Source organism: Bradyrhizobium sp. Rc2d (genome assembly GCF_900099855.1).
Lineage (GTDB): Bacteria > Pseudomonadota > Alphaproteobacteria > Rhizobiales > Xanthobacteraceae > Bradyrhizobium.
In genome coordinates, this window is sequence record NZ_FNCU01000001.1 from 495,955 (window position 1) to 521,874 (window position 25,920).

The following is a 25,920-nucleotide window of genomic DNA, read 5'->3' on the forward strand; positions in this document are numbered from 1 at the left end:
AGTCGAGCACTGCCAAGCGCGATTCCAGGCTCTGCTCTCTATTTTCCCGCCCGCGAAACGGCTCTGGATTCACCGCTCGCTCCGTCGGAGGCGACGAAGGCGCTTTGCCGGAACGGCGGATGGGCAGGCTGCGGCACCGACAATTCCTGGCAATACATTCGATCGATGTTGTGCTGCATGAGCGCATAACAATCGCATGCGACCTTCTCGAGCCGAGCGCGATCGATCTTGATGAGCCCGCGCCGGTCGGATGGGACGGCGCCGGCCTCGCGTAGCTTGTTCATCGTCAGAGTCACGGTCGTACGCCGCACCCCGAGCAATTGCGCGAGCGCCTCCTGCGTCACCGGAAGAGGGTCGTCGGGAACGCGGTCGTGAAGCTGCAGGAGCCACCGTGCCAGGCGGCCATCCACCCGGTGCAGCGCGTTGCAAGCGGCGACGTGCTGGAGCTGCAATAACAGCGCGCGGGCGTGGACCTGCACGACATTCCTGATGGCCGCGCTTTGTGCATAGGCAGCCCTGAATTTGGCGGCGGAGATCAGCGACGCCGTGCCGGCCATGCGAGCAATCGCGGTCACGGATGAAAGCGCCGGGCCGAGCACGGAAAACGAGGCCAAAGCCCCTTCCCGTCCCATCAAGGTGGTTGCGACCGATTGCCCGTCCGGCATGTCGAGCATGAAGGCGATTGCGCCGCTATGGGGAAAATAAACCGGATCGAGTTCATCGCCCGACCGCACCAGGACGGCATCGGCTTCGAACGAGACCTTCTGGAAGTAGGGCGTCAGCAGAGCGAGATCCGCAGGCGGCAACGCCGCCAGCAGCCGATTGCCGATGCCAGTGCGGTGGACGGTCGCGATGCTTTCCCGCGAACGAGCATCCAGTGACCGACGGTATCCGTTGATTTCATCCACCATGATTATCCGAAATGCGATTGCCCCGACTGAACTCATCCAAACAGAGCCATCAGGCGAGATCAAGCGCGGATAATTGCGGAGAGCTGACTGCATTCCTCGCCGCGAAATAGCATCTTGCATACATCATACTATTTACGATCCTTGCCACCAGCGAGGTGCCCGCGAAGTAGGCTTCAACTCGCGGCCGCCGTGTACGCCGCCTTGCGCTAGCGGTCGCGCTTGCTCTTGTTCGTCGGCAACGGGCAATTGGTGCACACCCTGTCGTCGCACCTGCGGCAGATCGTGAAGCGGTCCATCTCGGAGGTGTCCTGCCTTGCCAGCAGGTCATGGATCAGCGTTCCCAGCCGCTTGGTTTCAGCCGGCGACAACACATCTAGGAGTGACGCAACGACCGAAATCCGGGACGCCATCAGGTCATTCCGGGCCGCCGCGCCCGTGGCCGTCAGGTACAAGGCGATCTCGCGGCCGTCCTTTCCCGGCCTGCGCTCGACAAGCCGATCCGAAACCAGACGGTCGACCAGACGGACGGTTCCGGAATGCGACAGGCCAAGGATCCGCCGGAGCTTGTCGTTGGTCATGCCCTGGCCATAGCCGATGACGACGAGTGCCGCGGGCGTCTCACCGCCGCGGCCTATGACCTCGCGCGCGCCCTGCTCGATACGATCCATGACGGCGAGCGAAAGCGCCCCCAGTAAATTCGCGATTCCGGTTTCCATGAACTGAACAATATGTGCGCTACGCACAAAAAACAACTTGACCAAATATGTGCGCTACGCACATATTTGGTCAAGCGCAGACGATGACATGGAGAATGGCGATGAATGCCCGAGCCACCGCAGCGGCACAGCCGAACACCGGCAGTGAACCCGTCCTGAAACACGTGCACGCCAATGGCCTGCGGTTCGCCTATCTCGAGCAGGGGAGCGGGCCGCTCGTCATGTTCATGCATGGCTTTCCCGACAACGCCTGGTCCTATCGGAAGCAATTGCAGGTCTTCGCGGATGCGGGCTATCGGGCCGTCTCGCCGTTCTTGCGGGGCTATGCGCCGACCGAGATGCCGGCCGACGGAGTGTTCGATCCCATCGCACTCGGCCAGGATCTCGAAGCGCTCATCGCGGCGCTGAGCGACTACGGACAAGCACGGGTCGTCGGCATGGATTGGGGCGGCACTTCGACCTTTCAGGCACTGGCCACGGCGCCGTCGGCGATCAAAGCCGCCGTGGTCATGAACACCGCACACCCGATCACATTTTCAAGCATCAGGAGGGATCCGGACCTCGTCCGATCCGTCTTTCATGTCTATTTCTTCCAGATGCCCGGCGCCGAGTCGGCGGTGAACATCGAGGGACTCCCCTTCGTCGACTACCTCTGGAAGCTGTGGTCACCGACATTCAATGATGTCGAGCATCTCCGTTCGATCAAGCAGACGCTCAGCTCTCCCGGCACCATGGCGGCGGCGCTCAAATACTACGGGGGCCTGACCGATGCAGGACGTGCCGGCCGGCTGCCGATCGTTGAGATGCATACGCCGACGCTGACGATCTATGGCAGCAACGATCCGACAGCGAGGTACTCGCTGAAGGAGGAGCCGCTCTTCAAGGGGCCGCACCAGCGGATTGTCCTGCCCGATGTCGGTCACTTCCCGCACCTCGAGCGAGAGGCCGAAGTCACCGGTCTGATCATGGACTGGTTCAGGACGCACGCACCCGACTGAATGCACACTGCGACCACGACATCTTTTCATTGGAGTGAGCACGATGGACGCCAAGACACAGCAGAAATACGCCGAGACGTTTCGCGAGCTTCACAGGAAGGGGGATCCGCTCGTCCTGTTCAACGCCTGGGATGCCGCTACCGCCAAAGCGATTGCAAAGTCCTCTCAGGCCATAGCGACCAGCAGCGGGGCGGTCGCATCTGCGCTCGGGTATGCGGACGGAGAAAATGTCCCGCTCGACATGGTCACAGGTCTGGTGTCGCGGATCACCGCGTCCGTGTCGGTCCCGGTCTCGATCGATCTGGAGGCAGGATATGGCGACACCCCGGAGGCCGCTGCGAAGTCGGCGAGCGAGGTGTTGAAAGCCGGCGCCGTCGGCATCAACATCGAAGACGGTCTATCGGGCGGAAAACGGCAACTCGTTAGTCCAGAACGGCATGCAGCGAAGATCAAGGCGGTGCGGGATGCTGCGCAGGAATTGGGAATTCATCTCTTCATCAACGCGAGAACCGACCCGTTCCTGCTGAAATCAGGATCGCCGGATGAATGCCTGAATGAAGCGGCCAGGCGCGCGAAGGTCTATGCCGAGGCCGGCGCTGACGGGATTTTCGTGCCCGGCCTCACCGATCTCGCTTACATAGAGAAGCTCGTCCAACTCACGCCCTTGCCGGTCAACATCATGGTGACGCAAGGTGTTCCCGAAATCCGGGATCTTGCTCGAGTCCGAGTTCGGCGGGTGAGCCTCGGGCCGTGGCCCATGATGGCGGCGATGCGCATCATTGGACAGGCCGCGGCCTCGGTCGCTGCGAGCAGGCAATACGGCACGTTCCTGCAACCGAATGCCTGAGCCCGGACATTACCGGCCCACAGCAGCGCCCTACGCCGACCGCTTCGCCACGCCGCGGTCCGCCGACGCGATGTCGAATCGACCCAGCATCGCCCTCGCCTGCCCGGCGCAGTGCTCGATCAGCCAGCGCTCGAAGGCGACGGGAGGAAGCGCGGGGGCGTAGAGGAAGCCTTGCACGACGTCGCAGCCGAGTTCGGCCAGCGTCCTGCGCTGGCCCTCGGTCTCGACGCCCTCGGCGACGACGGTCATGCCGAGGCCTTGGCCTACGCGCACCACGGCGGTGGCGATGGCGAGCGCGCCAGCGTCCTTCTCGATGTCGCGCATGAAACTGCGGTCGATCTTGAGCTCGCGGATCGGCAGATGCGCGAGGCGGCTGAGGCTGGAATAGCCGGTGCCGAAATCATCGACCGCGAGCCCGACGCCGAGCTCGCGGATCGCGTTCATGGTCTCCAGCGCGGCGGCGCCGTCCTGCATGAACGCGCCTTCGGTGATCTCGAGCATCAAGGCATCCGCCGGCAGCTTGTATTCGGCGAGGATGTCCTTGAGCCGCGCAGCCAGCGTGACGTTGCGGAAATTGATCGGCGACAGGTTCACCGACACACTGGGAATGTTGAGCCCGGCGCGGTGCCAGCTCGCCAGCTGCCGGCAGGCCTCGCGCACCGACCACAGGCCGATCTGCTCGATCAGGCCGCACTCCTCGGCAAGCGGAATGAACTTTGCCGGGGAGATGTCGCCGAGTACGGCATCTTGCCAGCGCGCCAGCGCCTCGACGCCGTGGATGGCGCCGTCGCAGCTGCGAATCTGCGGCTGGTAGCTGAGGCTCAGCGCGCCTTCGGCGATGGCGCGGCGCAGCGCTGCGATCAGCGCCAGCCGCTGCTCGGCAAGTAGGTTCATCTCGGCGCTGAACAGGCGATGGGTCGAGCGCCCGGCCTGCTTGGCCATGTACATGGCGGCATCAGCCTGCTGCATCAAAGTATCGATGTCGGTGGCAAGATCAGGATAGAGGCTGATGCCGATGCTGGCCGACATCGGCATCAGCTTCGATCCAAGCTTTAAGGGCGCGGCGAGCGCTTCGGTGATGCCGGCCGCGACGCGCTCGGCGCTCTCGGCATTGCGTTGCGGCAGCAGGATGACGAATTCGTCGCCGCCGAGCCGTCCCAGCATGTCTTCGGGCCCGATCTGCTCGCGCAGCCGCTGTGCGAGCTGGACCAGCAGCTCGTCGCCGGCGGCATGGCCCAGCGTGTCGTTGACGTCCTTGAAATGATCGACGTCGAGGAAGGCGAGCGCGACGTGACTGCCGGTCGGGCAGGCGTCGATCGCGGTGGTGATCAAGTGCCGCAGCTGCGCGCGGTTCGGCAATCCGGTGAGGATGTCGTGATAGGCGAGCCGCGCGATCTCGGCGCGCGCCTCCTTGCGCTCGATCGCGAAGGCGCCGAGATTGACGCAGGCCTCGACGATGCGCCGGTGCCAGTTGCTCGGCGCGCGCGGCTCCCGATAGTAGAAGGCGAAGGTCGCAATGACGCGGCCGTCCTTGGCCTTGACCGGCGTCGACCAGCAGGCACGCAGCCCGATCGCGAGCGGCATCGCCTTGTAGGGCTGCCAGCGCGGATCGGTGTCGAGGTCGGTCGCCAGCACCGGCTCGCCATGAAAGGCGGCGCTTCCGCAGGAGCCGACGTCGGGGCCGATGGCCACGCCGTCCAGCGCGCGGGAATAATCGTCGGGCAGGCTTGGGCCGCCGAGCGGATGGATCAGGCCGACGGCATCGACGTGAAGCAGCGAACAGACGACGTCGGGCGCAATCTGCTCGACGCGGCGGCAGAGCCGGTCGGCGATCTCGCCGATCGGCACCTCGTCGGCGAGCGCGCCCATGATGAGTTGCTGGAGCGAGCGCAGCTGCTTGGTCTCGGTGATGTCCTCAAGCAGCGCGAAGATGTGCTTGACCCGGCCCTTCCTGTCGCGAAAGGCGTCAATCCGGGCGGCGACCCAGATCTCCTCGCCGTGCTTGGTGTAGATCAGGACCTCGGCTTCACCGCCCGGACCGCCCCTGATGAGGCGCCGTCCGATCCTCGTCAGCGCCTTGCGGTCGGTGTGACGGCCGGCCAGCAGGTCGGTTGCGCGCCGCCCCTCAGCTTCCGCGGCGGAATAGCCGAACAACGACGTGAACGCCGCATTGGTGTAGCGGATGTCGAGCTCGGTGTCGGTAATGAGCACGGCGCGGTTGGTCTGGTCCGAGACGGTGTCGAGCAGCGCGATGCGCGCGCGGCGTTCCGCTTCAGTGGTGACGTCGCGCGCGAACACGACGTGATGAGTCACGCCGCCGTTTGCAACGGACGAAAGCGAGATGGCGGTCCTGATCCGGCTGCCGTCATGCCGCGTGAGGCTGATCTCGTCGCGGAACTCCGCGATCGGGTCGGCGTGCAGGCATTTGAGAGTGAGCAGTTCGGCGTCGCGGCCGAGCACCTCAGCGCGCGCAAGCTTCCAGATCCGCTCCGCACCGGCGTTGAAATGCGTGATGCGACGCGCGCTGTCGACGATGATGATGGCATCGTCGGCGCGTTCGAGCGCAGCCAATAGTACGTCCGGCATTTCGGTCACTAGGCAATCGGAGGCAGACATCGTTGGAACCGGAGGGTATCGGAAGGAGCGGCAATCAACCGACGCTAACGCTCCGATAGTGTGCAATATCTTTTTTGCATCCGGTCGCGTCCCACCAAGACGCGACGTGCTTAACGTTCCGCCAAGGAGACGACGGCAATGCGGTGCATGAGGAACCTGTCACTCACCTGTTTCGCCTTGAAGCTCGTGCAGCCGGCCGGCCACCACCCGCACCTTGCGCGGCGCGGCCTGCCAGATCGAGAGCGCCGACAATCCGCTCACGATCATCGCGATGCCGAAGGCGAGCGTGTAATCGCCGGCGCGATCGTAGAGCAAGCCGGTCACCCACGGACCGGCGGCACCGCCCGCCAGCGCGGCCAGCATGATCGTGCCAAAAATGCTGCCCTGGTGCCTGCCATGAAAGATCTCGAACACCACCGCGCCCATGATCGAGGTGAGGCCGTAGCCGAGCGCGCCTTGCGTGAACACCATGATGTAGACCAGCCACAATGACGGCTGGAACTTCAACGCCATCAGCGCCGCGAAGCAGATTGCAAAACCCGCGCAGCTGATCGCCCACACCCATTCCCGCCCGATCCGGTCGGAGACATGGCCGAGCAGAATCTGGCCGGGAATGCCGAGCAGGCTAATGATGCCGAGCGCCCACACCGCGACGCCAGGGCTGAAGCCAATGTCGAGGAGGAATTTGGTCTGGTGCACCTGCACGGCGTACCAGATGTACAGGCCGCAGAAATAGCCGAGCGCGATCCACCAGAATCGTGCAGTTGCGACGGCGCGCTTCAGCGTCCATTCGGTGTGGGCCCAGACGGGATCGACGACGTTGGAGACGGGCTTTGCCGCTCCCGCGGCCGGAGCAGCATCGCCATCCGGCTGAAGGCCGATGTCCTCGGGACGCTTGCGCAGCAGCAGATTGATCGGCGCCAGCACGATCACGACGAGCAGCCCCATTGCGGTGCAGGCGGTGCGCCAGCCGGTCTGCTCGATCATGTGTTGCACCCATGGCAGCAGCGTCACTGAGCCGATGCCGACGCCGGCAAAGGCGATGCCGATGGCAAAGCCGCGTTTGCGGATGAACCAGTTCGGCAAAAACAGCGACTGGCCGGAATAGCCGAGACACACCGAGCCGGCGCCGACCATGACGCCGATGGTGACATAGAGATGCCAGGGCGAGCTCGTGAGCGGTGCGAGCAGCAGGCCTCCACCCATCAGCACCACACCGAGCTCCATCACCGCGCGCGGGCCGGCGCGGTCCATCAGGCGGCCGATCAGCGGGCTGACCACGCCCGACGCCACGAAGCCGAAGGAGAAGGCGCCCGCGGTGATGCCGCGCTCCCAGCCGAATTCGGAGATGATGGGCGGAAAGAACAATGAAAAGGCGGTGCGTGCGTTGACGCCAATGGCCATGGTGACGAAGGTCACGGCGACCACGACCCAGCCGTAGAAGAACGGAAGCCGCATGTTATTTTTATTTCATCCCTGGACGGTCCTTGGGACCATCTCGTGAAATCCGGGTCAAGCGCTTTTCATGCATGCCCGCTGAGCGGCAGCGCGGTCGCATTTGAGAGCGGCCCTGCGTCCATCCTTCGAGGCGCGCGCTCAGGCGGCGTCGCGCCGTGAGCGCTTGGCGGGCGCGTCGAACAGGATCCGCTCGATCGGCTGCGGACGGCCGAACAGATAGCCTTGCGCAAAATTGACGCCGAGCGCCTTCAGCCGCTCGAACTCCTCGCGGGTCTCGACGCCTTCCGCGGTGACCGACATGTCCAGCCCGCGCGCCAGCGTCACGATCGAGGAGATGATGGCGGAGCTGCGCGGCTGATGCGTGAGGTTGCGAATGAACGACTTGTCGATCTTGATCTTGTCGAACGGGAACGCAGTCAGATAGCTGAGCGAGGAATAGCCGGTGCCGAAATCGTCGAGCGCGAGCTCGATGCCGAGATGCTTCAGCCGCTCCATGAAGGCGTGGTTCTCGGTGCCGCGCTCCAGCAGCACGGATTCCGTGATCTCGATTTCCAGCCGCTGCGGCGGCAGGCCGGAATCTGCGAGCGCCGCCGAGATCATCTCGAACAGCTCCGCCTCCTTGAACTGGATCGGCGACAGGTTCACGGCAACCATCAGATCGGGCGGCCAGTTGGCGGCGTCAGCGCAGGCGCGGCGCAGCACGAATTCGCCGAGCGGCACGATCAGTCCGGTCTCCTCGGCGAGCGAAATGAACTGGTCCGGCGGGATCAGTCCGCGCGTCGGATGCCGCCAGCGCACCAGCGCCTCGAAGCCGCGCCGCGCGCCGCTGAGAGCATCGACGAACGGCTGGTAGTGCACCTCGAGCTGACACTGCGCGATGGCGTCGCGCAAGTCGCCTTCCAGCGTGTTGCGCGCCTCGAGCTCGGCCGACATCGCCTCGTCATAGATGGTAAAGCAGTTGCGGCCCGCCGATTTCGAGCGGTAGAGCGCAAGGTCCGCTTTCTTCAACAGCTGTTCCTGATCGCTGCCGTGATCGGGCGCGATCGCGATGCCGATGCTGGTGCCGATCTCGACGCGATGCCCGGGCAGCAGGAAGGGTTCGGCCACAAGCTTGGCGATCCGTCCCGCCAATTCGGTCGAGCAGGCGCGCTGATCCCGACACCGCTCCTGGATGATGGCGAATTCGTCGCCGCCGAGCCGCGCCAGCACGTCGCTCGCCCGCACCGCGGATTTCAGCCGCTGCGCCACCTGGCGCAGCAGTGCATCGCCGGCACCGTGACCGAGGGAATCGTTGACGTTCTTGAAGCGGTCGAGGTCGAGCATCAGAATGGAGAAGGTCGGGCCATCGTCCTTCAATCGGCCATTGAGCTCGTCGAGCCGGGCGAGGAAGAAGGCGCGGTTCGGCAGGCCGGTCAGAATGTCGGTCTGGGCGAGCTCGAGCACCCGCCGGTTCGCAACCGACAGCCGGCGTGAATTGCGGCTGGCGAGCATGAGATAGGTCGACAGCGACAGCGTTAGCAGCATGCCGACGATGAGGACTGCGGCGGCGCGATCGTAGGACGGCTCCAGTGAACCGCCCGCTGTCGGCATGGCGCGCACCTGCCAATCGGTATCACCGATCTTGAGAGTGCCCGACCAGTGCAGGGTGCGTGCGACATCGCGCATCGACTGTGGCGCCTTGGCGGCCGACGAATAATCCGGCTGCGTTTGCTCCAGGCTGACGATCTGCCCCGTGAAGGGCGGATAGACATTCACGCTGACGGCGGGACTTGCTCCGGTCGTCACGCGAATGGTCTGGATCAGCAGCGGCAGGTCGAAGATGCCGACGACGAAGCCGGCGAGATTGCGGCGGCGGTCCGCAACCGTCTCGCGCGAGGTTCCCTTGGCGTAGACGGGAATGGCGACGAGGACGTCGGGCAGCTGGCCGCCCTCCTTCGGCTCGTAGAGGCGGGTGCGAATGGCAGCCAACCGATCGTTGTCGCGCGCGCGTTCCAGGACTGCGCGGCGCTCCGGCACCGTCGAATAATCCATGCCGTAGACCGAAGACGTCTTCGGCTGGGTCGAGTAGAACACCGGAAAATACTCGTCGCTCTGCGGCGCGGTCGCAAAGCCTTTGCCTTGGAGCGACTTGATCCGATAGCCGGAAACGCCGTCGGTGATCGCCGCGGCCTCGTAGTCGGCGCGCTCCTTGCGGTTGACGCGCGGCAGCCAGGCGATGCGCAGCATGCCGGGATGGCGCTCGAACAGCCGGGCGCTGAAGGTCTCGAACTCGCTGCGGGTGATTTCCTCGTTGGTCGACTCGAACAGCGTGCGCAGCGCGACGAGCCTGGAGATGTACTCGTTCATGCCGTTCTGCATGACGATCGCTTCGGTTTCGGCCACGTTCTCGAACTCGATCTTGTTGACGCGGTCCTCCCACCGCGCCACGGCGGCCGCGCCGACCAGCGAGAACAAGACACCGACGCCGACCGCGACGAGCGCAGGACGATACAGCCCGAGCAGCGCCGCGGCACGCCACCGTCCGGTCATGCGTTTCCGATCCTGATCGTTCTGATCGCGGTCGCCCATCCTGAAACCGCCCCCGTCCCTCTTCGCGACGCACCGAACCTCTGGTTGAGGTACAGGAACCACTATCGGAACAAGGACGCGGTTAAGAACTGCACAATTTCGGAACCGGGCCGTTGTGCATTGCATGGCTTAGTTAATGAAGTGCGCCAATGGCGCGGCATTGTGGAAGTAACTTGCCGGTTTTACCCGGAGTACTACGGTCCGCCGGTGCATCGCCCAATTAGCGAGCTATTCAGGCTGCCGGGATATGCTTCGTGGAGCTTCTCCGTTCATCCGGCAAGACCTTTCCGATGTATCGATTTCGATCGGCGCCATGCGTCGTCCTGACCATCGCGCTTCTGGCCGCGACCATGCTCGCGGCAAAAGCCGACGAGGCCGGTGTCAGCGCGGATGTGATCCTGTTCGGCCAGGCCGCGGCGCTCGAGGGTCCCTCTTCCGCGCTCGGACAGCGCATGCGACAGGGCATCGTCGCGGCGTTCACCGAGATCAACGCCAAAGGCGGCGTGCACGGCCGCAAGCTGCAGCTGATCAGCCGCGACGACGGCTACGACCCCGACCGCTCGGTGGCGCAGACGCTGCGGCTGATCGAGGACGACAAGGTGTTCGCGCTGATCGGCGCGGTGGGCACGCCGACTGCAATGGCGACGATTCCCATTACCAGCGCCAGGAACGTGCCCTTCATCGGCCCGTTCACCGGCGCCGAATTCCTGCGCGATCTCGAACTTGCAACGTCGTCAACATCCGCGCGAGCTACGGCGCGGAAGCCGAAGCCTGGATCAAACACCTCACCGAGGATCGCAAGTTCACCCGCATAGGTATCTTCTATCAGGATGATTCCTTCGGCCGTGACGGTCTGACCGGCGTGAAGCGCGCGCTCGCCAGACGCGGCCTCGAGCTCGCCGCCGAAGGCACCTTCGAGCGCAACACCCGCGCGGTTGCTCAGGCCTGGCGCATGATCAAGCGTGCCGATCCCGAAGCCATCGTCATGGTCGGGACCTATGGTTCCTGTGCCGAGTTCATCAAGCTCGCGCACCGCAGCGGCGCTCGTCCGACCTTCGTCAACATCTCCTTCGTCGGCGCCAATGCGCTCGCGAAGGAGCTCGGCCCCGAGGGCGAAGGCGTCATCGTCTCGCAGGTCGTGCCGTCTCCCTGGGATCGCTCCTTGCGGCTCGTCGCCGACTATCAGGCGGCCCAGACAGCATTCGACCCGGCGCTGACGCCCGATTTCGTGTCGCTCGAAGGCTATCTCTCCGGCCGCCTCGCGGCCGCCGCGCTGGAAGCGGCCGGACCAAACCCGACGCGCGCGAGTCTCTTGCGCGCCATCAACGACGTCGGCCGCTTCGACATCAGCGGCAGCATCGTCACCGTCGGCACGCGCATGATCGACGCGCCGCCGAAGGTGTATTTGACGGTGATTCAGAAGGATGGGTCGTTCAAGGCCGTGGATCGGCTTTAGCGCGGATCAAGGCCGCCGCGTCCAGCGGTCGGCGTTGACGGCGCCTTGCGGGACCTCGCCTTTGACGATCGTTTCGACCTGCCGCACCGTTTCCAGCGACTGATATTCGATCGCCTGCGGCGTTAGCCCGCCGACATGCGGCGTGGCGATCACGTTCGGCAGCTTTGCGAGCTCGGGCGTCGGCATCTGGTCGGGCGCGCGGCCGACATCCATGGCCGCGCCGGCGATGCGATGCTCGAGCAATGCCCGTGCGAGTGCCGCCTCGTCGACGAGATTGCCGCGCGAGAGATTGATGAAGACGGCGTGCTTCTGCATCCGCGCCAGTGCTGCTTCCCCAATCAAGTTCTCGGTCTGCTCGTTGGCGACCGCAAGGCAGACGACATAATCCGACGCGGCGAGGAGTTCGTCGAGAGAGACCTGCCGGATCGCGCCGTCGCTGACGGTCGCGAAGGGATCGGCGACCAGCACCTCCATGCGCAGCACCTTCGCCACCTCGGCGAGGTAGCGCCCGATGCTGCCATAGCCGATGATGCCGATCCGGCTGCCGGCGAGCTGGCGGCCCATCCGCGCCTCCGGCTTGCGGCCGGCCTGGTAGTCCGCGGTCGTGCGCGACACGCCGCGGGAGAGATTGACCAGGAAGCCGAGCGCGAGCTCGGCCACCGCCTGCACGAAGCTGGGGCCGGCACGAGTCACGAGCACGCCGGCCTCTGAGGCCGCATCGACGTTGACGTTGCGGATGTCGACGGCGCAGCGGACGAAAGCACGCAGGCGCGGCAGCTGCGCAAAGATCTCGCCGTGACCCTCGGTCATGCGGTCAGCGATGATGATGTCGGTATCCTTGGCCGCACGCACGAGGCCGGCTGCGTCCAGCGGCTCCTCGCCCTCGTGCAGGATCACCTCGGCGGCCGCGCGCAGGCCGTTCAGGCTGCGATCGCCGTAATAGTTCCGCCGCATCTCCGGCGTGTGGGCCAGCAGGACTTTCAAGGGCAAGACTCCTTCAATAGCCGAACGCGCGGCAGCGCGGTCGAGAGCCATGGCACGAAGGCGATGACGAGCAGGCATAGCATCAACCGGCCCAGATAACCCGCGCAACAAAAAGAGCTGCGGGATCGTGATCCCGCAGCTCCCGCGTTTCAACGATGGCCGATGTCAGCGCGAATGCGCGCCGCTGAGTTGGCCGCCCGCCGCTTCGACGTCACGCGAGGGACGCAGCGCGTAGGCGCCGTCGCCGAGCAGGGCCTGCGCCGCGAGCGCGATCGCCCAGAAGGCGGGGAATTCCCAGCCGCCCTTCGGATTGGTGAAGAAGAAGCCAGCCGCGCCGTGCACCGAGAAGATCGCGCCGAGCAGGATCGGGATTCCGGCCAGCGCCGCATAGCGGGTCCAGACGCCGAGGATCAGCGCGACGCCGCTGAGGACTTCTACGGTCATGATGAGATAGGCGAGCTCGGGCGGGAAGCCGAGGCTGCCGAAGAACTTTGCGGTGCCAGCCGGGGTGAACACAAAAAGCTTCAGGCTGGCATGGGCGAGGAACAGCGCGCCCAGGGTCACGCGCAGCACCAGCGCGGCGTAAGGGGCGGTACGGGAATCGATCATGGCAGGTCTCCTTTGCGGCGCAACATGATCTATTCTCATATCGATGATAATCTGCTATTTTCGAAATATACCTCACACCAACAGAGTGAGATAGGTTTGCTCGACCGCCTGACCAGTCTGGAGGTCTTCGCCAAGGTCGCCGCCGTCGGCAGCCTCTCCGGCGCGGCCCGGGCCATGGGCCTGTCGCAGACCATGGTGACCAAGCATGTCGCCTCGCTGGAGGCGCGGCTCGGCACAAAACTGTTCCACCGCACCACGCGACGGCTCTCCATCACCGAGGCCGGACGGAGCTATCTTGAATCTGCCGAGCGCATTCTCGCCGACATGGAGGCCGCCGACGCCGCGATCGCACGCGAACGCGTCGAGCCGCGCGGGCTGCTGCGCGTCAATGTCCCCGTCGTGTTCGGCACAAGGCAGATTGCGCCGCTGATCGCGGAGTTTTCGGCAGCCCATACCGAGGTCACCGTCGAGCTCGGTCTCAACGACCGCCTCGTCGACCTCGCCGAGGAAGGTTGGGACCTCGCGATCCGCATCGGCAGCTTGCGCGACTCCAGCATGGTGGCCCGAAAGCTCGCGCCGAACCGCCTCGTGGTCTGTGCCGCACCTTCCTATCTTGCCAAGCACGGCACGCCGCGCACCGTCGCCGACCTCGCCGGGCATAATTGTCTCGGCTACACGCTCTCGCAGCAGGCGAGCGCGGCGGAATGGCTGTTCGGCGTCGAGGGCGAGATCCGCGTCCAGGTCAGCGGCACCTTGCGTGCCAACAATGGCGATGCGCTGCGCGCGGCGACGCTGGCCGGCCTTGGCCTCGCGCGACAACCCACCTTCATCATCGCCGACGATCTGCGCTCAGGCGCGCTCGTCGCACTCGCGCTCGACCAGCCGGAGATCCAGACTTCCGCAGTGCATGCGGTCTACCTGCCCGACCGCCGCCCGCCGGCCAAGGTGCGCGCCTTCATCGACTTTCTCGCCGCGCGCTTTGCGCCTGTGACACCCTGGGATCGCGGACTGCCATGACGGCGCACGGCCGGACGCGCCAGCTCCGGCAGACCCACTGCCCGATTTGTCGCACGCCCAACGTGAGCCAGCGCACATACAGTGTCATGGCAGGGATTTAGAAAAGGTGCCATCATCGTGCGCATTGCCGATGGAGGTGACACCATGCGCCGTCCAGCCTTTTCCAATTTGCTGCTTGCATCCGGTTTTCTTGCGCTCGCACAGGTGATGACGCCGAGCGACGCCGCCGCCGAAGCGCGGCTCGCGCTCGTGATCGGCCAATCCGCCTATCGCACAGTGCCGGAACTGCCCAACGCCGCCAATGACGCCAAGGGCATGACGGAGCTGCTCGGCAATGCCGGCTTCACCGTCACCACGGCGGCCAATCTGGCGCAGAACGAGATGCGCGCGGCGATCTCGGATTTCGCCGGCAAGGTCGGCGCCAGCGGTGCCGATACCGTCGCTTTGGTGTTCTATGCCGGCCATGGCCTGCAGATCGACGGCGAGAACTATCTGGTGCCGGTCGATCTCGACCCCAAGCGCGAGGCCGACATTCCACTCCAGGGCGTGCGGCTGAACGACCTGCTCAACACGCTCGGCGCGCTGCCGACGCGGGCGCGCATCTTCATGCTCGATGCCTGCCGCAACAATCCGTTCCCCGCGCTCAGCGGCGCCGGCCATGGGCTTGCGATCGTCGATACCAAGGCCGGCGCGCCCGGCTCCTTCATCTCCTATTCGACCTCGCCCGGCGCCGAAGCCGAGGACGGCAACGGCATCGACAGCCCCTACACCACGGCCGCACTGACCATCGCCAAGCAGCCCAATCTGCCGATCGAGGAAGTGTTCAAGCGCATCCGCGTCGCGGTGGCGCAATCAACCGACGGGCGGCAGATCCCCTGGGAAAGCTCGTCGCTGACCACCGACTTCAAGTTCTTCGGCGAGAGCAGCGGCCAGCCGTCCTCCCTTCCAGGCGCAGATTCGATGGCGCTCGCCAGTGCCACGCGCAGCGTCGAGGATTGGCGCAAGGATTTGCAGGGCAAGCCTGCCAAGGTCGCCTATGAGCTCGTGATCACCGAGGACACGGTGCCGGCCTATCAGGCCTATATCGAGCTCTACGCACAGGACGCCCGCACGTCGCGCCTGCGCACCGTGCTGGAGCGGCGGCGGCAGATGCTGGCCTGGGAGCGCGCGGTATCGATCAACACCCGCGCCTCGTTCGAGGCTTATCTTGCGAATTGGGACAACAGCGATCTCGCCGCGACCGCGCGCAGGCTGCTGCTCCGCGTCCAGAACCGCAACTATGGCCTGCCCGTTGCCGCCGCAGCGACGCCAGCCCCGGTCGCCGTCGCGATGGCGCCGACCTGCCCGTGCTCGACGCCATCGGCACCGGCAACGCCGGTCAATCCGAGCGTCGCGCCCATTATCAAGAAGCGTGTCGACGACACGCCGCCGAAGCGCAAGGTGGTCGAGACGCAGCCGAAGCGCCGGCCCGCCCCTCCGCCCGAGGAAGTGGTCTACGAGCGCGCGCCGCCCCCGGGGCCGCCGCCCGGCGCCGTGATGCAGGGCATCGGCATCGGAATCGGGATCGGCATGGGAATGGGCGGCCGCGGCGGAGATCACTATCGCGGCGACGACCGCAGATATTAAGCCGGTCCGGCACAAACAGAGATCCGGCTCGCGCCATGGCGCGAGCCGGATCTACTGTGACAGCACCGGATAATCCTGCTGGACGGCCTCGCGGATCCAACCTGCCTGGATCGCGCGCGAGAGTATCTGCGCAGTCTTGATATCGTCGGCTTTCATGCAGAGATCGACGATGCGGCGGACAGCGTCGTCGCGCATTAGGTCATCGGAGATCTTCATCGCGATTTCCATCGCGACGCGGGCCGCGCGTTCATAGCGCCCGCGCGTGCTGGTCGGCGCTGAACTTCCGGCGGCTTCGGCGATCGCCCGCGCAGCCTGGCAGATGTTGCGAATGCGGTCGGCTGCTTCGATATCGCCGATCGGTCCCTGGATCGGCTCGTCCCAGATGTCAGCCGGTGCCGGCCTTGCGAACCACTTCATTGCCCCACCCCTGGTCTTCGATTGCTTGCGGCGTTCACGACATACGGCGCGGGCCGATCGCCTCGAACTGCGCCTTCTGCTCGTCATTCAGCGTCGCGTAGAAATCATCGAGCGCCGCGCGCACCGACTTGATGCCATCCAGCATCACGTCGAGGCGCTTGCGGATTGCGGCCATGCGTGCCGGCGGTGTCATCACGTCATTGGGCTCGCACGCTGCCTTGAGCGATGCACTGACTTTGGCGCTGGTATCCTGGAGCACCTGGAGCGCCGCACGCTGGGTATCGTTCGGATGAATCCTCTCCTCGATCGTGGCGCCGGGCCAATCGAACGCGGCGGACGCGCTGCAACTCTGCAGCGACGATCCGCTCGCATTGTTCGATGCGGTCGCGCGCCGCTGGTCGTCAGCCAGCGCGTTGAAGCGCGCCTTCTGCTCGTCAGTCAGCGCACCATAGAACGTGTCGAGCGCAGGCTGGACCAGATCGACTGCCTTCTGCAGGGCCTCGACACGCTGCTGCATCGCCGCGAGCCGGCCGGGCGCCGTCGCTGCGGCTTGCGTCGGACAGGATGTGCGGATCAGCGCAGCAGCGTCAATCGAGGCATTGCCGAGCGCATCAAGTTCGGCGCCTTGCGCATCGCTCGGCTGCACCGCGGCTGCAATCTGATCGATCGGCAGACCGACGATTGCACGGCGGTCGCTGCCGCAGAGCTGATCGAGCGGCGCGCCGCGCGCCCGCCGTCGTCCCTGCGGCTGCTGCGGCAGATAGGCCGACAACCGATCATAACCGTAGGGGCCGAAAATGCCGGCATAGATGTCCGGATAGCCGTAGCCCCAGAAGCCCAGCCCGTCGCCCCAGATCGTGTAGTCGTAGAGATCATTGTAGGCGAACGGCCAGAACAGCGGTCCGACCCAGCCATAGCCGCCACCCGCATGTTGCCACCATCCGCTGCTTGCGCCGCTCCAGCCCGCGAGTGCGGCCGCGGCGGCGAGCTGCGCACGCGCCGCCGGATTGCTGATCAGCCGGCCGTTCCGGAATGCGCTGGAGTTCAGGGCATTGCGGAAGTTCGCCGGCCGTATCGCCGCATTGCGAATCTGACCGAAATTCGGGCCGCCATGCCGGGCGCCGGTGCTGAACCGCATCCCGCGATGATGCCCGCCGCCGTGCGCGTGCCCACCGCCATGGCCGCGGAAATGGCCGCCGCCGTGGTGGCCGCCGCCATGCCCGCCTCCATGGCCACCGCCGTGACCGCCGCCATGTCCGCCCTTGGCCAGAGCCGCGCCCGCCAGCATGCAGGCAAACGCCACCGCGGCAATTCCGACGACCGGTCGCATCATCACACCCTCCCGCGCAAAGCCCTGCCATTGAGGCATCGGAACTTGGCGGGAATTGGAACCGGCAATGCTGCCGAAAGTTCCCGGTTCCTGCCCGCGCAGGCTTTAGGCCTCCGGCACGATCTTGCCGGGGTTGAAGATGTTGAGGGGATCGAGCGCCTTTTTCAGCGCCCGCATCGCATCCAGCGCTTCGGGGCCGAGTTCGGCCTTGAGATATTTCTGCTTGCCCTGGCCGATGCCGTGCTCGCCGGTGCAGGTGCCGTCCATCGCCTGCGCGCGCTCGACCAGGCGATGCATGAACTCCTCGCCGCGCGCCATCTCGCCGGGATCGTTGACGTCACACACCAGCGAGCAATGGAAATTACCGTCGCCGACATGGCCGACGATCGGCGACAACAGGTTGAGGCGCTTGAGATCCTCCTCGGTCTCGCTGACGCAGTCGGCGAGACGTGAGATCGGCACGCAGACGTCGGTTGCGACCACGCCGATGCTGTCGCCGGGACGTAGCGCCTTCACCGACCAATAGGCGTCGTGCCGGGCCTGCCACAGTTTGGTGCGATCCTCGGGCTTGGTGGTCCAGGAGAACTCGCCGCCGCCGCATTCTTTCGCGATCTCGCCGAAGGCCTTGGACTGTTCGGCGACCTCGATCTCGCTGCCATGGAATTCCATCAGCAGCAGCGGCGTCTCCGGCAGCGTCAGCTTGGAATAGGCATTGCAGGCCTTGACCTGCGCAGCATTGAGCAGCTCGATGCGCGCCACGGGAATGCCGGTCTGGATCGCCAGGATCACCGCCTGACAGGCGCCGTGCACGGTTTCGAATGACACCGCGCCGGCCGCGATGGTCTCGGGGATGCCGCGCAGGCGAATGGTCAATTCCGAGATGATGCCGAGCGTGCCTTCGGCGCCGACGAACAGATGGGTGAGGTCGTAGCCGGCGGATGATTTCTTGGCACGCGTGCCTGTGGTGATGATCTCGCCGTCGCCGCGCACGACTTTCAGCGCCAGCACGCTCTCGCGCATGGTGCCGTAGCGCACTGCATTGGTGCCGGAAGCGCGGGTCGAAGCCATGCCGCCGAGCGAAGCGTCCGCGCCGGGATCGATCGGGAAGAACAGGCCCTGATCGCGCAGATGCTCGTTGAGCGCCTTGCGGGTGACGCCGGGCTGGATCACGCAGTCGAGATCCTCGGCATGCACGGCGAGCACCTTGTTCATGTCGCGCAGGTCGATCGAGATGCCGCCGGCGGGCGCGTTGACCTGGCCCTCGAGCGAGGTGCCGGTGCCGAAGGGAATGACGGGCACGCGATTGTTGGCACAGATCCGCACTACGTCCTGGATGTCGGCGGTCTCCTGCGCCATCACCACGCCGTCGGGCGGCTGGTTGACGATCCATGTCGTGGTATGGCCGTGCTGTTCGCGAACGGCCTGCGAGGTGATGAGGCGGTTGCCGAAGCGTGCGGCAAGCTGTTCCAGCGCACTTGCGAGGGCTTTCGGCTCCGGCCGCGGCGGATTATTGGTGATGGTCGTGCCCACGGACATTCCTCCCGAGAGAAGAACCGTGGCAAAGGACATAAAACCGGTCAAGTCAAGGGACCGGACGCATGGCTAGGGAAGGACATATGCCGGAGACTACCGCCTCAGCGCCCCAAGCGCAGCCATTCCGCGCCTCGATCATGCAGATCGAGCCGCAATGGATCGACTACAACGGCCATCTCAACATGGCCTATTACAACGTGATGTTCGACCGGGCGATCGACCAGCTCTGGCTCGAACTCGGGATGGGGCCGGCCTACATGAAGGAGCGAGGCGGCTCGAGCTTCACCGCCGAATGCCATGTGCGCTATTTGCGCGAGATCCACCTCGGCGATCCCGTTCAGATCTTCGTCTGGCTGCTGGAGGCCGACGACAAGCGGCTGCACACCTTTGAGGAGATGCGTCACGCGACCGAGGGCTGGTTGTCGGCAACTTCCGAAAACATGTCGCTGCACATGGACATGAATGCGCGGCGCGTTGCGCCGTTTCCGCCCGATATCCGCGAGCGCATCGCTGCGGTCATCAAGACCCACAGCGCCGTGCTGCGACCCGAGGGCATCGGCCGGAACGTGGCGATGCCCTCGAAGCGATAAGTTCACGTGCTGTGGTTCACCTCTCCCCAGCGGGGAGAGGTCGGATTGCGCAGCAATCCGGGTGAGGGGCCGCAGCAATAGCTGAGAGCGTAACCCCTCACCCGGATCGCATCTCACGATGCGATCCGACCTCTCCCTACGGGAGAGGTAACATCGCCGCTATACCCTGTTGCGGCCGCGCGCCAAGCCGACCACGGCCGAGACCAGGAACAGGACGACCGCGATGAAGAAGATGATCTTGGCGATCTCGATCGAGGCGCCGGCGATGCCGCCGAAGCCCAGGATACCGGCGATCAGTGCGATAACCAGAAACGTCACAACCCAGCCAAGCATGGTCAAACCCTCGTCTTGATGTCTGTCTGCGTCCAGCGCGGCTGCCGCGCCACCTGCCCAGACAATCTCGACGCGAGAACGATGGTTCCGGCCCACGCAAGAGCGAAATTCGCTGACTTCGCAGGAACAAATCGGCCTGCCGCGCACGTGGAAAACCGTGTCACGACGCCCCATATAAGGACCAATCCCTGTTAAGAAGGCTCCCTTCCGTCACCCCGCGGTGCCATCGTGGGGCCAATGATTCGCATGACCGAGCCGAGCAAGATCACAGGCGTTCCCGACCACCAGCCCGCAGCCGGCGGCATCGCCGCGCGTGCGCGCGCCTCGGTGGGCCCGAAATATCTGTCCGGGCTCAATCCGGAGCAGCGCGAGGCGGTGGAGACGCTGGACGGTCCGGTCCTGGTGCTGGCCGGCGCCGGCACCGGCAAGACGCGCGTCCTGACCACGCGCATCGCCCACATCCTGAGCCAGGGCCGCGCCCGCCCCGCCGAGATCCTGTCGGTGACCTTCACCAACAAGGCCGCGCGCGAGATGAAGCACCGGCTCGGCCAGATGCTGGGCCATGCCGTCGAGGGCATGCCGTGGCTCGGCACCTTCCACTCCATCGGCGGCCGCATCCTGCGCGTCCATGCCGAACTGGCGCAGCTCAAGTCGAACTTCACCGTGCTCGATGTCGACGACCAGGTCCGGCTGCTCAAGCAGCTGCTCCAGGCCGAGAACATCGACGACAAGCGCTGGCCGGCACGCATGCTGGCCGGGCTGATCGACGGTTGGAAGAACCGCGGCCTGATGCCGTCGCAGGTGCCGTCGGGCGAGGCCGCGATGTTCGCCAACGGCAAGGGCGGCAAGCTCTATGCGAGCTACCAGGAGCGGCTGAAGATATTGAACGCCGCCGATTTCGGCGATCTGCTGCTGGAGAACATCCGCATCTTCCGCGAGCATCCGGACATCCTCAGGCAATACCAGCAGCGCTTCAAATTCATCCTGGTCGACGAGTACCAAGACACCAACGTCGCGCAATATCTGTGGCTGCGGCTGCTGTCGCAGGCGCCGTCTTCCTTCACCTCTCCACGCTTGCGGGGAGAGGTCGGATCGCCTTTAGGCGATCCGGGTGAGGGGGTACAGGACCAACCAGAGATATCGCTCGTTGAGACAGCCCCTCACCCCAGCCCTCTCCCCGTGAAGGACGGGGAGAGGGAGAAGACCAAAAACATCTGCTGCGTCGGCGACGACGACCAGTCGATCTATGGCTGGCGCGGCGCCGAGGTCGACAACATCCTGCGCTTCGAGCACGATTTTCCGGGAGCCAAGGTGATCCGCCTCGAGCGCAATTACCGCTCGACCGGCCACATCCTCGCCGCCGCCTCGCATTTGATCGCGCATAATGAAGGCCGGCTCGGCAAGACGCTGCGCACCGAGGACCAGGACGGCGAGAAGGTCACGGTGACGGGCTCGTGGGATTCCGAAGAGGAAGCGCGCGGCATCGGCGAGGAGATCGAGCAGTTCCAGCGCCAGGGCGAGAAGCTCAATGAGATCGCGATCCTGGTCCGCGCCTCCTACCAGATGCGCGAGTTCGAAGACCGCTTTGTCACGCTCGGCCTGCCCTATCGCGTCATCGGCGGCCCGCGCTTCTACGAGCGCGCCGAAATCCGCGACGCGCTCGCCTATCTGCGCGTCATCAATTCACCCGCCGACGATCTCGCCTTCGAGCGCATCGTCAACACGCCCAAGCGCGGCCTTGGCGACGCCACCGTGCAGATGCTGCACGACCACGCGCGCAAGCGCCGCATCCCGCTGTTCGAGGCGGCGCGCGCGGTGGTCGAGACCGACGAGCTGAAGCCGAAGGCGCGCGGCTCGCTTCGCGATCTCATCACGCAGTTCGACCGCTGGCGTGCCCAGCGCGAAGTCACCACGCATACCGACCTCGCCCAGATCGTGCTCGACGAGAGCGGCTACACCGAGATGTGGCAGAAGGACCGTTCGGCCGACGCCGCGGGCCGGCTGGAGAACCTGAAAGAACTCGTGCGCTCGATGGAGGAGTTCGAGAACCTGCAAGGATTCCTCGAGCACATCTCGCTGGTGATGGACCGCGACGGCGGCGCTGAGGACGACGCGGTGTCGCTGATGACGCTGCATTCGGCCAAGGGACTCGAATTCGACAACGTGTTCTTGCCGGGCTGGGAGGAAGGCCTGTTCCCGAGCCAGCGCACGCTGGATGAGCAAGGCCGCGCCGGGCTGGAAGAAGAGCGCCGGCTCGGCCATGTCGGTCTCACGCGCGCCCGACGCCGCGCGAAAATCTATTTTGCGACCAACCGCCGGATCCATGGCACCTGGTCGACCACGATCCCGTCGCGCTTCCTCGACGAATTGCCGGCGGCCAATGTCGAGATCACGGAATCCAAGGGCGGCTCGGCCTGGGGCGGCACCGGCAGCTACGGCGCCTCGCGCTTCGACGACATGGAGGCGTTCGGCTCCAGCTATTCGACGCCGGGCTGGCAGCGGGCGCAGGCCAACCGCAACCGCGGCGGCGGCGGCCGCGGCGGCTTCGAGGAAGAGGCCACCTCGTTCTCCTCTTCGTCCTCGCCCGATTTCGGCAGCTTCTCCTCGCGCCGCCGCGGTCCCCTCACCATCGAGGGCGAGCTGGTCGCCAAATCCACCGGCACGACCTCGGAATTCTCGCTGGAAGACCGCGTCTTCCACCAGAAATTCGGCTACGGCCGCGTCACCAAGATCGACGGCAACAAGCTCACCATCGCCTTCGACAAGGCCGGTGAGAAGAAGGTCGTGGACAGCTTTGTGCAGCGGGCGTGATCAGGCCCTGTAGACAAGGCGTTCCATTCAACCGTTCAAGATGTTCGCTCCCTGGTCGTAGATCAGCTGGTCGACGTGCCCGGCACCCGGTGCAATTTCGAGTCTCCAGCCCAGCGCGACGCCGAGGCTTTTGGCCAACTGGGTGCAATGTTCGAAATGCCAGAGACCACGGGCAAGGCGGTGCGGCCCTTGGGCCATCGCCTCGTCCCACCGCGGCAAATCGGGGGCGTCCGGGTCGTTGTCGGCATCGCCCAGCAAGATGACAAGGGAGCGCCCCAGATACCTCCGCAAATGACTTGTGTTGAGGCCAATCCCTCCCATGCCGTCTGGATAATCCATACTGAGGTTCGGCAGCATGTAGCCTCCGCAGTTGGCGGCAACGGCAAGGTCAACGGAAGCGGCCTCGTTGAGAGCGAGATAGCGCAGGACAAATTGGGCACCCGCGGAATTGCCGAACAGGCCGAAGGTGTCGCAGCTGGACCCGGTGAAATAGCCGGTCGATCACCCCGAAATTCCAATAATCGCGCGGCAGGAGCGAGTTGTCGGGTGGTGGCCGTCGCACGCCGCCGAAATTGTACGCGTGGACGCCTGGGAACTGGTCCGGATCGAACTCGGGCACCAGCACGATTTGCCCGTTGCGTTCGGCTTGCGGTGCGAGAAGATCGCGAAACTCCGCAGCGGCACGATCGACGCCATGCATCGCGATGATGATGCGCGTGTGCCGAGTGCTCGATCGAGGGCAAAACGAAAAGACCCGCATCGAACGTGGCGAGGGGGCGGCGCCGTCATCATGAAACACGAACGAGCCGGCGCCTTCAGCCAGAGTCAATTTGCTCAATTGCTTACCTCCCCAGATGCAGTATCCATAATTGAACCAAACCCAGCGGCACAACCTTCGGGGCCACCAGTCCTGCCATGCCTCACTACATCGCCATCATCGAGGATGCCGGCCCGGACGACGTCGTCGGCGTCTGGTTTCCGGACCTGCCCGGCTGCATCTCCGGCGGCGATGACGTCGACGAGGCCCTTGAGAATGCGCCCGAGGCGCTCGCGCTCTATGCGCAGGACCTGCTCGACGACGGCCGGCAGCTTCCTCCGCCGCGGACGCTGGCCGAGCTCGAGGCCGATCCGGAATTTGCCGACGATCTCAGGAACCACATGGTCGCCCGGATCGAATTTCCCTCCCGCGCGGATACCGCGGAGTGAGGACTGTTCGCCGCACTGGCCGGACTCTCGACAGTTCTGGTCCGAACAGCTCTTGACCATCGCGAACTTCCCCGTATCAGATGCAACCCATGGTCCGGGGCTCCATCACATTGATCGTGCTTGTATTGGGGATGCCGTCGCTTGCCGCGGCGGAGACCATGAGCTTTGGCGATTCGATCGGAAAACTGGCGGCGAGCTGCGGTGCGGAAATCGTCGCCAATTGCCGCGGCGTCAATCCCGATTCGACCCGGCTGAAGGAGTGCCTGTCGCGCAACCGCGACGTGCTGTCCCCGCAGTGCCAGAGCGACTATCTCGGCGTCTTCGACGCCATCCAGAAGCGCGTTGCCGCGCGCGTCACGGTGGCGAACGCCTGCCAGCGCGAAATCGTCAAGGTCTGCGGCGGCTCGACCAAGGAGACCAGCAAGTCGATCCCCTGCCTGGTCTCGACGCCAAAGGGCATCAGCAACAACTGCCTGAAGGCCGTCGACGACGCGGGGTATCGCTGATGCGCGCGAAGGGGCTCTCCACCGCCGGATTAGGAATCGCGCTGGGCTTCGTGCTGCTCGCGGGCGCGGCCCGCGCGCAGACGGCGGCGCCGACCCGCGACGACATCGTCGGCAAGCTCAACCATTTCGAGGAAGCCGCCGAGGTCGACCTTCCCGCGCTGAAGCAGCAGGTGATGGAGCGCGCCAAGGCCAGGATCAAGAACGATCCCGGTCCGGTGAACCGGCCGCTGATCGCGCCTGATCTCGCCAAGCTGCCTGCCTTCAACGCACAGATCCAGTTCGACGCCGACACGCCGATCATCCAGCCGGCATCCTACCAGACCGTCGGCCGCATCGCGGACGCGCTGGTTCATTCCTCGCTGCTGCCCTACACCTTCCTGATCGTCGGCCATGTCGAATCCAACTCGAAAACGCGCGAGGCCAATGCGATCCTGAGCCAGCGCCGGGCAGATGCGATCCGCGACGTGCTGGTGAACACGTTCAAGATCTCGACCAAGCGGCTGCATCCGATCGGCCTCGGCGAGGAGCAGCTTCTCGACCGGGCCAAGCCGACTTCGGCCGTCAACGGCCAGTTGCAGATCCTGACCTATGCCAAGCTGCCGGAGGAGCCTGCGCGTCCGGCTGCGGCACCTGCGCCTGCGGCGAAAAAGCCCGCCAAGAAACGCTGAGCGAACGCGGCTTCGCGCTGACGGAACCCTTTGAAGTTCTAGCCATTTTGTGATCTGTCTCACAGCGCAACAGCGCGGTCTCGCGCGACAATAGCGCCGGTTTGTGCACCGCCCTATCAGGTGCTATAGCCTCTGTTCGCCCCTTCCCCCGACCCCGTGCTGCATGAGACCGAAATGGGTGGCTTTTTTCAGCGCCAACTTGCCGTCTACGTCGAGTACCATCGCGATCCCCGGAACACGGCGATGCATGTGGTCGGCATCCTCCTGCTGTTCACCGGCGCTGTCATGCCGTTGACACTGGTCAAGCTGCCGCTGTTCGGATTCGATGTCAGCCTCGCGGTGATCCTGGCGCTGCCGGTTCTGATTTACTGGCTGCTGCTCGATCTGGGGCTCGGGCTCGGCATTCTGGCCGTCTCCATTGTGCTGTTTTCGATTGCGACCGCCATCGCGGCGCAAGTCAGCATTGTGGCGATGTGGGCGATTTTCGCCACGCTGGTCGTGCTCGGCCTCGCCGCGCAGACCATCGGCCACAAGGTTTTTGAGGGGCGCGAGGCCTCGTTGTTCACTTTTCCTTCGCATCTTTTGCTTGGGCCGATGTTCGTGATGGCAAAATTATTCATTGCACTGGGCTTCCGTCGCGACCTTGCCGCGATTCTGGGGCCTCTTCCGACCAATTCCCTTTCGACTCGATAACTTCCAGAAGCGAAACAGCAAACCGTC

22 protein-coding genes and 1 pseudogene are annotated in these 25,920 nt (G+C 64.9%); 11 read left to right on the forward strand and 12 right to left on the reverse strand.

What is annotated here, in order from left to right; all coding sequences use genetic code 11:
* Window positions 1-38: 38 nt before the first annotated feature.
* Window positions 39-878 (reverse strand): Crp/Fnr family transcriptional regulator, encoded by an 840-nt coding sequence (locus BLV07_RS02280; protein ID WP_091880284.1) that lies wholly within the window; start codon window positions 876-878, stop codon window positions 39-41.
* A 239-nt stretch (window positions 879-1,117) separates the two neighbouring features.
* The gene (locus BLV07_RS02285; RefSeq protein ID WP_244550944.1) at window positions 1,118-1,672 is read right to left on the reverse strand and encodes a MarR family winged helix-turn-helix transcriptional regulator; all 555 of its coding nucleotides are present in this window, start codon (window positions 1,670-1,672) and stop codon (window positions 1,118-1,120) included.
* Between the two features lie 56 nt (window positions 1,673-1,728).
* Here BLV07_RS02285 and BLV07_RS02290 point away from each other — a divergent pair, with 56 nt between their 5' ends.
* Together BLV07_RS02290 and BLV07_RS02295 are read left to right on the forward strand one after the other, a co-directional pair.
* Window positions 1,729-2,625 (forward strand): alpha/beta fold hydrolase, encoded by an 897-nt coding sequence (locus BLV07_RS02290; RefSeq protein WP_091880287.1) that lies wholly within the window; start codon window positions 1,729-1,731, stop codon window positions 2,623-2,625.
* Between the two features lie 43 nt (window positions 2,626-2,668).
* Window positions 2,669-3,472, forward strand: coding sequence for an isocitrate lyase/PEP mutase family protein (locus BLV07_RS02295; RefSeq protein ID WP_091879078.1), 804 nt, complete (start codon window positions 2,669-2,671; stop codon window positions 3,470-3,472).
* A 30-nt stretch (window positions 3,473-3,502) separates the two neighbouring features.
* Here BLV07_RS02295 and BLV07_RS02300 read toward each other — a convergent pair whose 3' ends face one another.
* The 3 genes from BLV07_RS02300 to BLV07_RS02310 form a co-directional block, all read right to left on the reverse strand.
* The gene (locus tag BLV07_RS02300; protein ID WP_176945294.1) at window positions 3,503-6,088 is read right to left on the reverse strand and encodes an EAL domain-containing protein; all 2,586 of its coding nucleotides are present in this window, start codon (window positions 6,086-6,088) and stop codon (window positions 3,503-3,505) included.
* A gap of 159 nt (window positions 6,089-6,247) precedes the next feature.
* Window positions 6,248-7,546 (reverse strand): MFS transporter, encoded by a 1,299-nt coding sequence (locus BLV07_RS02305; RefSeq protein ID WP_091879084.1) that lies wholly within the window; start codon window positions 7,544-7,546, stop codon window positions 6,248-6,250.
* Between the two features lie 138 nt (window positions 7,547-7,684).
* Window positions 7,685-10,075 (reverse strand): bifunctional diguanylate cyclase/phosphodiesterase, encoded by a 2,391-nt coding sequence (locus tag BLV07_RS02310; RefSeq protein ID WP_244550945.1) that lies wholly within the window; start codon window positions 10,073-10,075, stop codon window positions 7,685-7,687.
* Between the two features lie 329 nt (window positions 10,076-10,404).
* Here BLV07_RS02310 and BLV07_RS02315 point away from each other — a divergent pair.
* A pseudogene (locus tag BLV07_RS02315) lies at window positions 10,405-11,570 on the forward strand (ABC transporter substrate-binding protein).
* Window positions 11,571-11,576: 6 nt separating this feature from the next.
* Here the strand turns inward: BLV07_RS02315 and BLV07_RS02320 are convergent.
* Both BLV07_RS02320 and BLV07_RS02325 read right to left on the reverse strand, forming a co-directional pair.
* On the reverse strand, window positions 11,577-12,554 hold the full coding sequence (locus BLV07_RS02320) for an NAD(P)-dependent oxidoreductase (protein WP_091880290.1): 978 nt from the start codon (window positions 12,552-12,554) through the stop codon (window positions 11,577-11,579).
* 165 nt (window positions 12,555-12,719) lie between these two features.
* Window positions 12,720-13,163, reverse strand: a complete 444-nt coding sequence (locus tag BLV07_RS02325) for a DoxX family protein (protein WP_091879089.1) — start codon at window positions 13,161-13,163, stop codon at window positions 12,720-12,722.
* Between the two features lie 96 nt (window positions 13,164-13,259).
* Between BLV07_RS02325 and BLV07_RS02330 the strand changes: the two genes are divergently transcribed.
* Together BLV07_RS02330 and BLV07_RS02335 are read left to right on the forward strand one after the other, a co-directional pair.
* Window positions 13,260-14,180 carry a LysR family transcriptional regulator gene (locus BLV07_RS02330; RefSeq protein ID WP_091880293.1) on the forward strand — a complete coding sequence of 307 codons (921 nt, stop codon included), beginning with the start codon at window positions 13,260-13,262 and terminating at the stop codon, window positions 14,178-14,180.
* Window positions 14,181-14,324: 144 nt separating this feature from the next.
* A complete protein-coding gene (locus BLV07_RS02335) occupies window positions 14,325-15,806 on the forward strand; it encodes a caspase family protein (RefSeq protein ID WP_091879093.1) in 1,482 nt (493 codons plus the stop codon).
* A gap of 51 nt (window positions 15,807-15,857) precedes the next feature.
* Here BLV07_RS02335 and BLV07_RS02340 read toward each other — a convergent pair whose 3' ends face one another.
* The 3 genes from BLV07_RS02340 to BLV07_RS02350 form a co-directional block, all read right to left on the reverse strand.
* Entirely contained in the window at window positions 15,858-16,223 is a 366-nt protein-coding gene (locus BLV07_RS02340; RefSeq protein ID WP_091879095.1) for a hypothetical protein, read from the reverse strand.
* A gap of 34 nt (window positions 16,224-16,257) precedes the next feature.
* Window positions 16,258-17,556 (reverse strand): Spy/CpxP family protein refolding chaperone, encoded by a 1,299-nt coding sequence (locus tag BLV07_RS02345; RefSeq protein WP_091880297.1) that lies wholly within the window; start codon window positions 17,554-17,556, stop codon window positions 16,258-16,260.
* 102 nt (window positions 17,557-17,658) lie between these two features.
* A complete protein-coding gene (locus BLV07_RS02350) occupies window positions 17,659-19,083 on the reverse strand; it encodes an FAD-binding oxidoreductase (RefSeq protein WP_091880300.1) in 1,425 nt (474 codons plus the stop codon).
* Between the two features lie 86 nt (window positions 19,084-19,169).
* On the opposite strand from BLV07_RS02350, the gene BLV07_RS02355 reads away from it, so the two are divergent.
* Window positions 19,170-19,676, forward strand: a complete 507-nt coding sequence (locus BLV07_RS02355) for a thioesterase family protein (protein ID WP_091879097.1) — start codon at window positions 19,170-19,172, stop codon at window positions 19,674-19,676.
* Between the two features lie 159 nt (window positions 19,677-19,835).
* Here BLV07_RS02355 and BLV07_RS02360 read toward each other — a convergent pair whose 3' ends face one another.
* Complete coding sequence (locus BLV07_RS02360) at window positions 19,836-20,009, reverse strand: DUF1328 domain-containing protein (RefSeq protein ID WP_018319670.1); 174 nt, start codon at window positions 20,007-20,009, stop codon at window positions 19,836-19,838.
* A 237-nt stretch (window positions 20,010-20,246) separates the two neighbouring features.
* On the opposite strand from BLV07_RS02360, the gene BLV07_RS02365 reads away from it, so the two are divergent.
* The gene (locus tag BLV07_RS02365) at window positions 20,247-22,820 is read left to right on the forward strand and encodes an ATP-dependent helicase (RefSeq protein ID WP_091879100.1); all 2,574 of its coding nucleotides are present in this window, start codon (window positions 20,247-20,249) and stop codon (window positions 22,818-22,820) included.
* A gap of 27 nt (window positions 22,821-22,847) precedes the next feature.
* Here BLV07_RS02365 and BLV07_RS02370 read toward each other — a convergent pair whose 3' ends face one another.
* Window positions 22,848-23,177 (reverse strand): hypothetical protein, encoded by a 330-nt coding sequence (locus BLV07_RS02370; RefSeq protein ID WP_091879103.1) that lies wholly within the window; start codon window positions 23,175-23,177, stop codon window positions 22,848-22,850.
* A 558-nt stretch (window positions 23,178-23,735) separates the two neighbouring features.
* Here BLV07_RS02370 and BLV07_RS02375 point away from each other — a divergent pair.
* The 4 genes from BLV07_RS02375 (at window position 23,736) to BLV07_RS02390 (ending at window position 25,893) form a co-directional block, all read left to right on the forward strand.
* Entirely contained in the window at window positions 23,736-24,026 is a 291-nt protein-coding gene (locus tag BLV07_RS02375; RefSeq protein ID WP_091879105.1) for a type II toxin-antitoxin system HicB family antitoxin, read from the forward strand.
* Window positions 24,027-24,115: 89 nt separating this feature from the next.
* A complete protein-coding gene (locus tag BLV07_RS02380; protein WP_091879108.1) occupies window positions 24,116-24,532 on the forward strand; it encodes a hypothetical protein in 417 nt (138 codons plus the stop codon).
* Complete coding sequence (locus BLV07_RS02385; RefSeq protein WP_091879111.1) at window positions 24,532-25,200, forward strand: OmpA family protein; 669 nt, start codon at window positions 24,532-24,534, stop codon at window positions 25,198-25,200. The genes BLV07_RS02380 and BLV07_RS02385 overlap by 1 nt, the downstream gene beginning before the upstream one ends.
* A gap of 174 nt (window positions 25,201-25,374) precedes the next feature.
* Entirely contained in the window at window positions 25,375-25,893 is a 519-nt protein-coding gene (locus BLV07_RS02390; RefSeq protein WP_176945338.1) for an Mpo1 family 2-hydroxy fatty acid dioxygenase, read from the forward strand.
* Window positions 25,894-25,920: the final 27 nt, after the last annotated feature.

What these genes read in the sequence shown, in the direction of transcription:
- BLV07_RS02290 (WP_091880287.1), top strand. Translation starts at nt 1,729, where the DNA reads ATGAATGCCCGAGCCACCGCAGCGGCACAGCCGAACACCGGCAGTGAA.
- BLV07_RS02295 (WP_091879078.1), top strand. Translation starts at nt 2,669, where the DNA reads ATGGACGCCAAGACACAGCAGAAATACGCCGAGACGTTTCGCGAGCTT.
- BLV07_RS02300 (WP_176945294.1), bottom strand. Translation starts at nt 6,088, where the DNA reads ATGTCTGCCTCCGATTGCCTAGTGACCGAAATGCCGGACGTACTATTG.
- BLV07_RS02305 (WP_091879084.1), bottom strand. Translation starts at nt 7,546, where the DNA reads ATGCGGCTTCCGTTCTTCTACGGCTGGGTCGTGGTCGCCGTGACCTTC.
- BLV07_RS02310 (WP_244550945.1), bottom strand. Translation starts at nt 10,075, where the DNA reads ATGACCGGACGGTGGCGTGCCGCGGCGCTGCTCGGGCTGTATCGTCCT.
- BLV07_RS02325 (WP_091879089.1), bottom strand. Translation starts at nt 13,163, where the DNA reads ATGATCGATTCCCGTACCGCCCCTTACGCCGCGCTGGTGCTGCGCGTG.
- BLV07_RS02335 (WP_091879093.1), top strand. Translation starts at nt 14,325, where the DNA reads ATGCGCCGTCCAGCCTTTTCCAATTTGCTGCTTGCATCCGGTTTTCTT.
- BLV07_RS02340 (WP_091879095.1), bottom strand. Translation starts at nt 16,223, where the DNA reads ATGAAGTGGTTCGCAAGGCCGGCACCGGCTGACATCTGGGACGAGCCG.
- BLV07_RS02345 (WP_091880297.1), bottom strand. Translation starts at nt 17,556, where the DNA reads ATGATGCGACCGGTCGTCGGAATTGCCGCGGTGGCGTTTGCCTGCATG.
- BLV07_RS02355 (WP_091879097.1), top strand. Translation starts at nt 19,170, where the DNA reads ATGCCGGAGACTACCGCCTCAGCGCCCCAAGCGCAGCCATTCCGCGCC.
- BLV07_RS02360 (WP_018319670.1), bottom strand. Translation starts at nt 20,009, where the DNA reads ATGCTTGGCTGGGTTGTGACGTTTCTGGTTATCGCACTGATCGCCGGT.
- BLV07_RS02365 (WP_091879100.1), top strand. Translation starts at nt 20,247, where the DNA reads ATGATTCGCATGACCGAGCCGAGCAAGATCACAGGCGTTCCCGACCAC.
- BLV07_RS02370 (WP_091879103.1), bottom strand. Translation starts at nt 23,177, where the DNA reads ATGCTGCCGAACCTCAGTATGGATTATCCAGACGGCATGGGAGGGATT.
- BLV07_RS02375 (WP_091879105.1), top strand. Translation starts at nt 23,736, where the DNA reads ATGCCTCACTACATCGCCATCATCGAGGATGCCGGCCCGGACGACGTC.
- BLV07_RS02380 (WP_091879108.1), top strand. Translation starts at nt 24,116, where the DNA reads ATGGTCCGGGGCTCCATCACATTGATCGTGCTTGTATTGGGGATGCCG.
- BLV07_RS02385 (WP_091879111.1), top strand. Translation starts at nt 24,532, where the DNA reads ATGCGCGCGAAGGGGCTCTCCACCGCCGGATTAGGAATCGCGCTGGGC.
- BLV07_RS02390 (WP_176945338.1), top strand. Translation starts at nt 25,375, where the DNA reads ATGGGTGGCTTTTTTCAGCGCCAACTTGCCGTCTACGTCGAGTACCAT.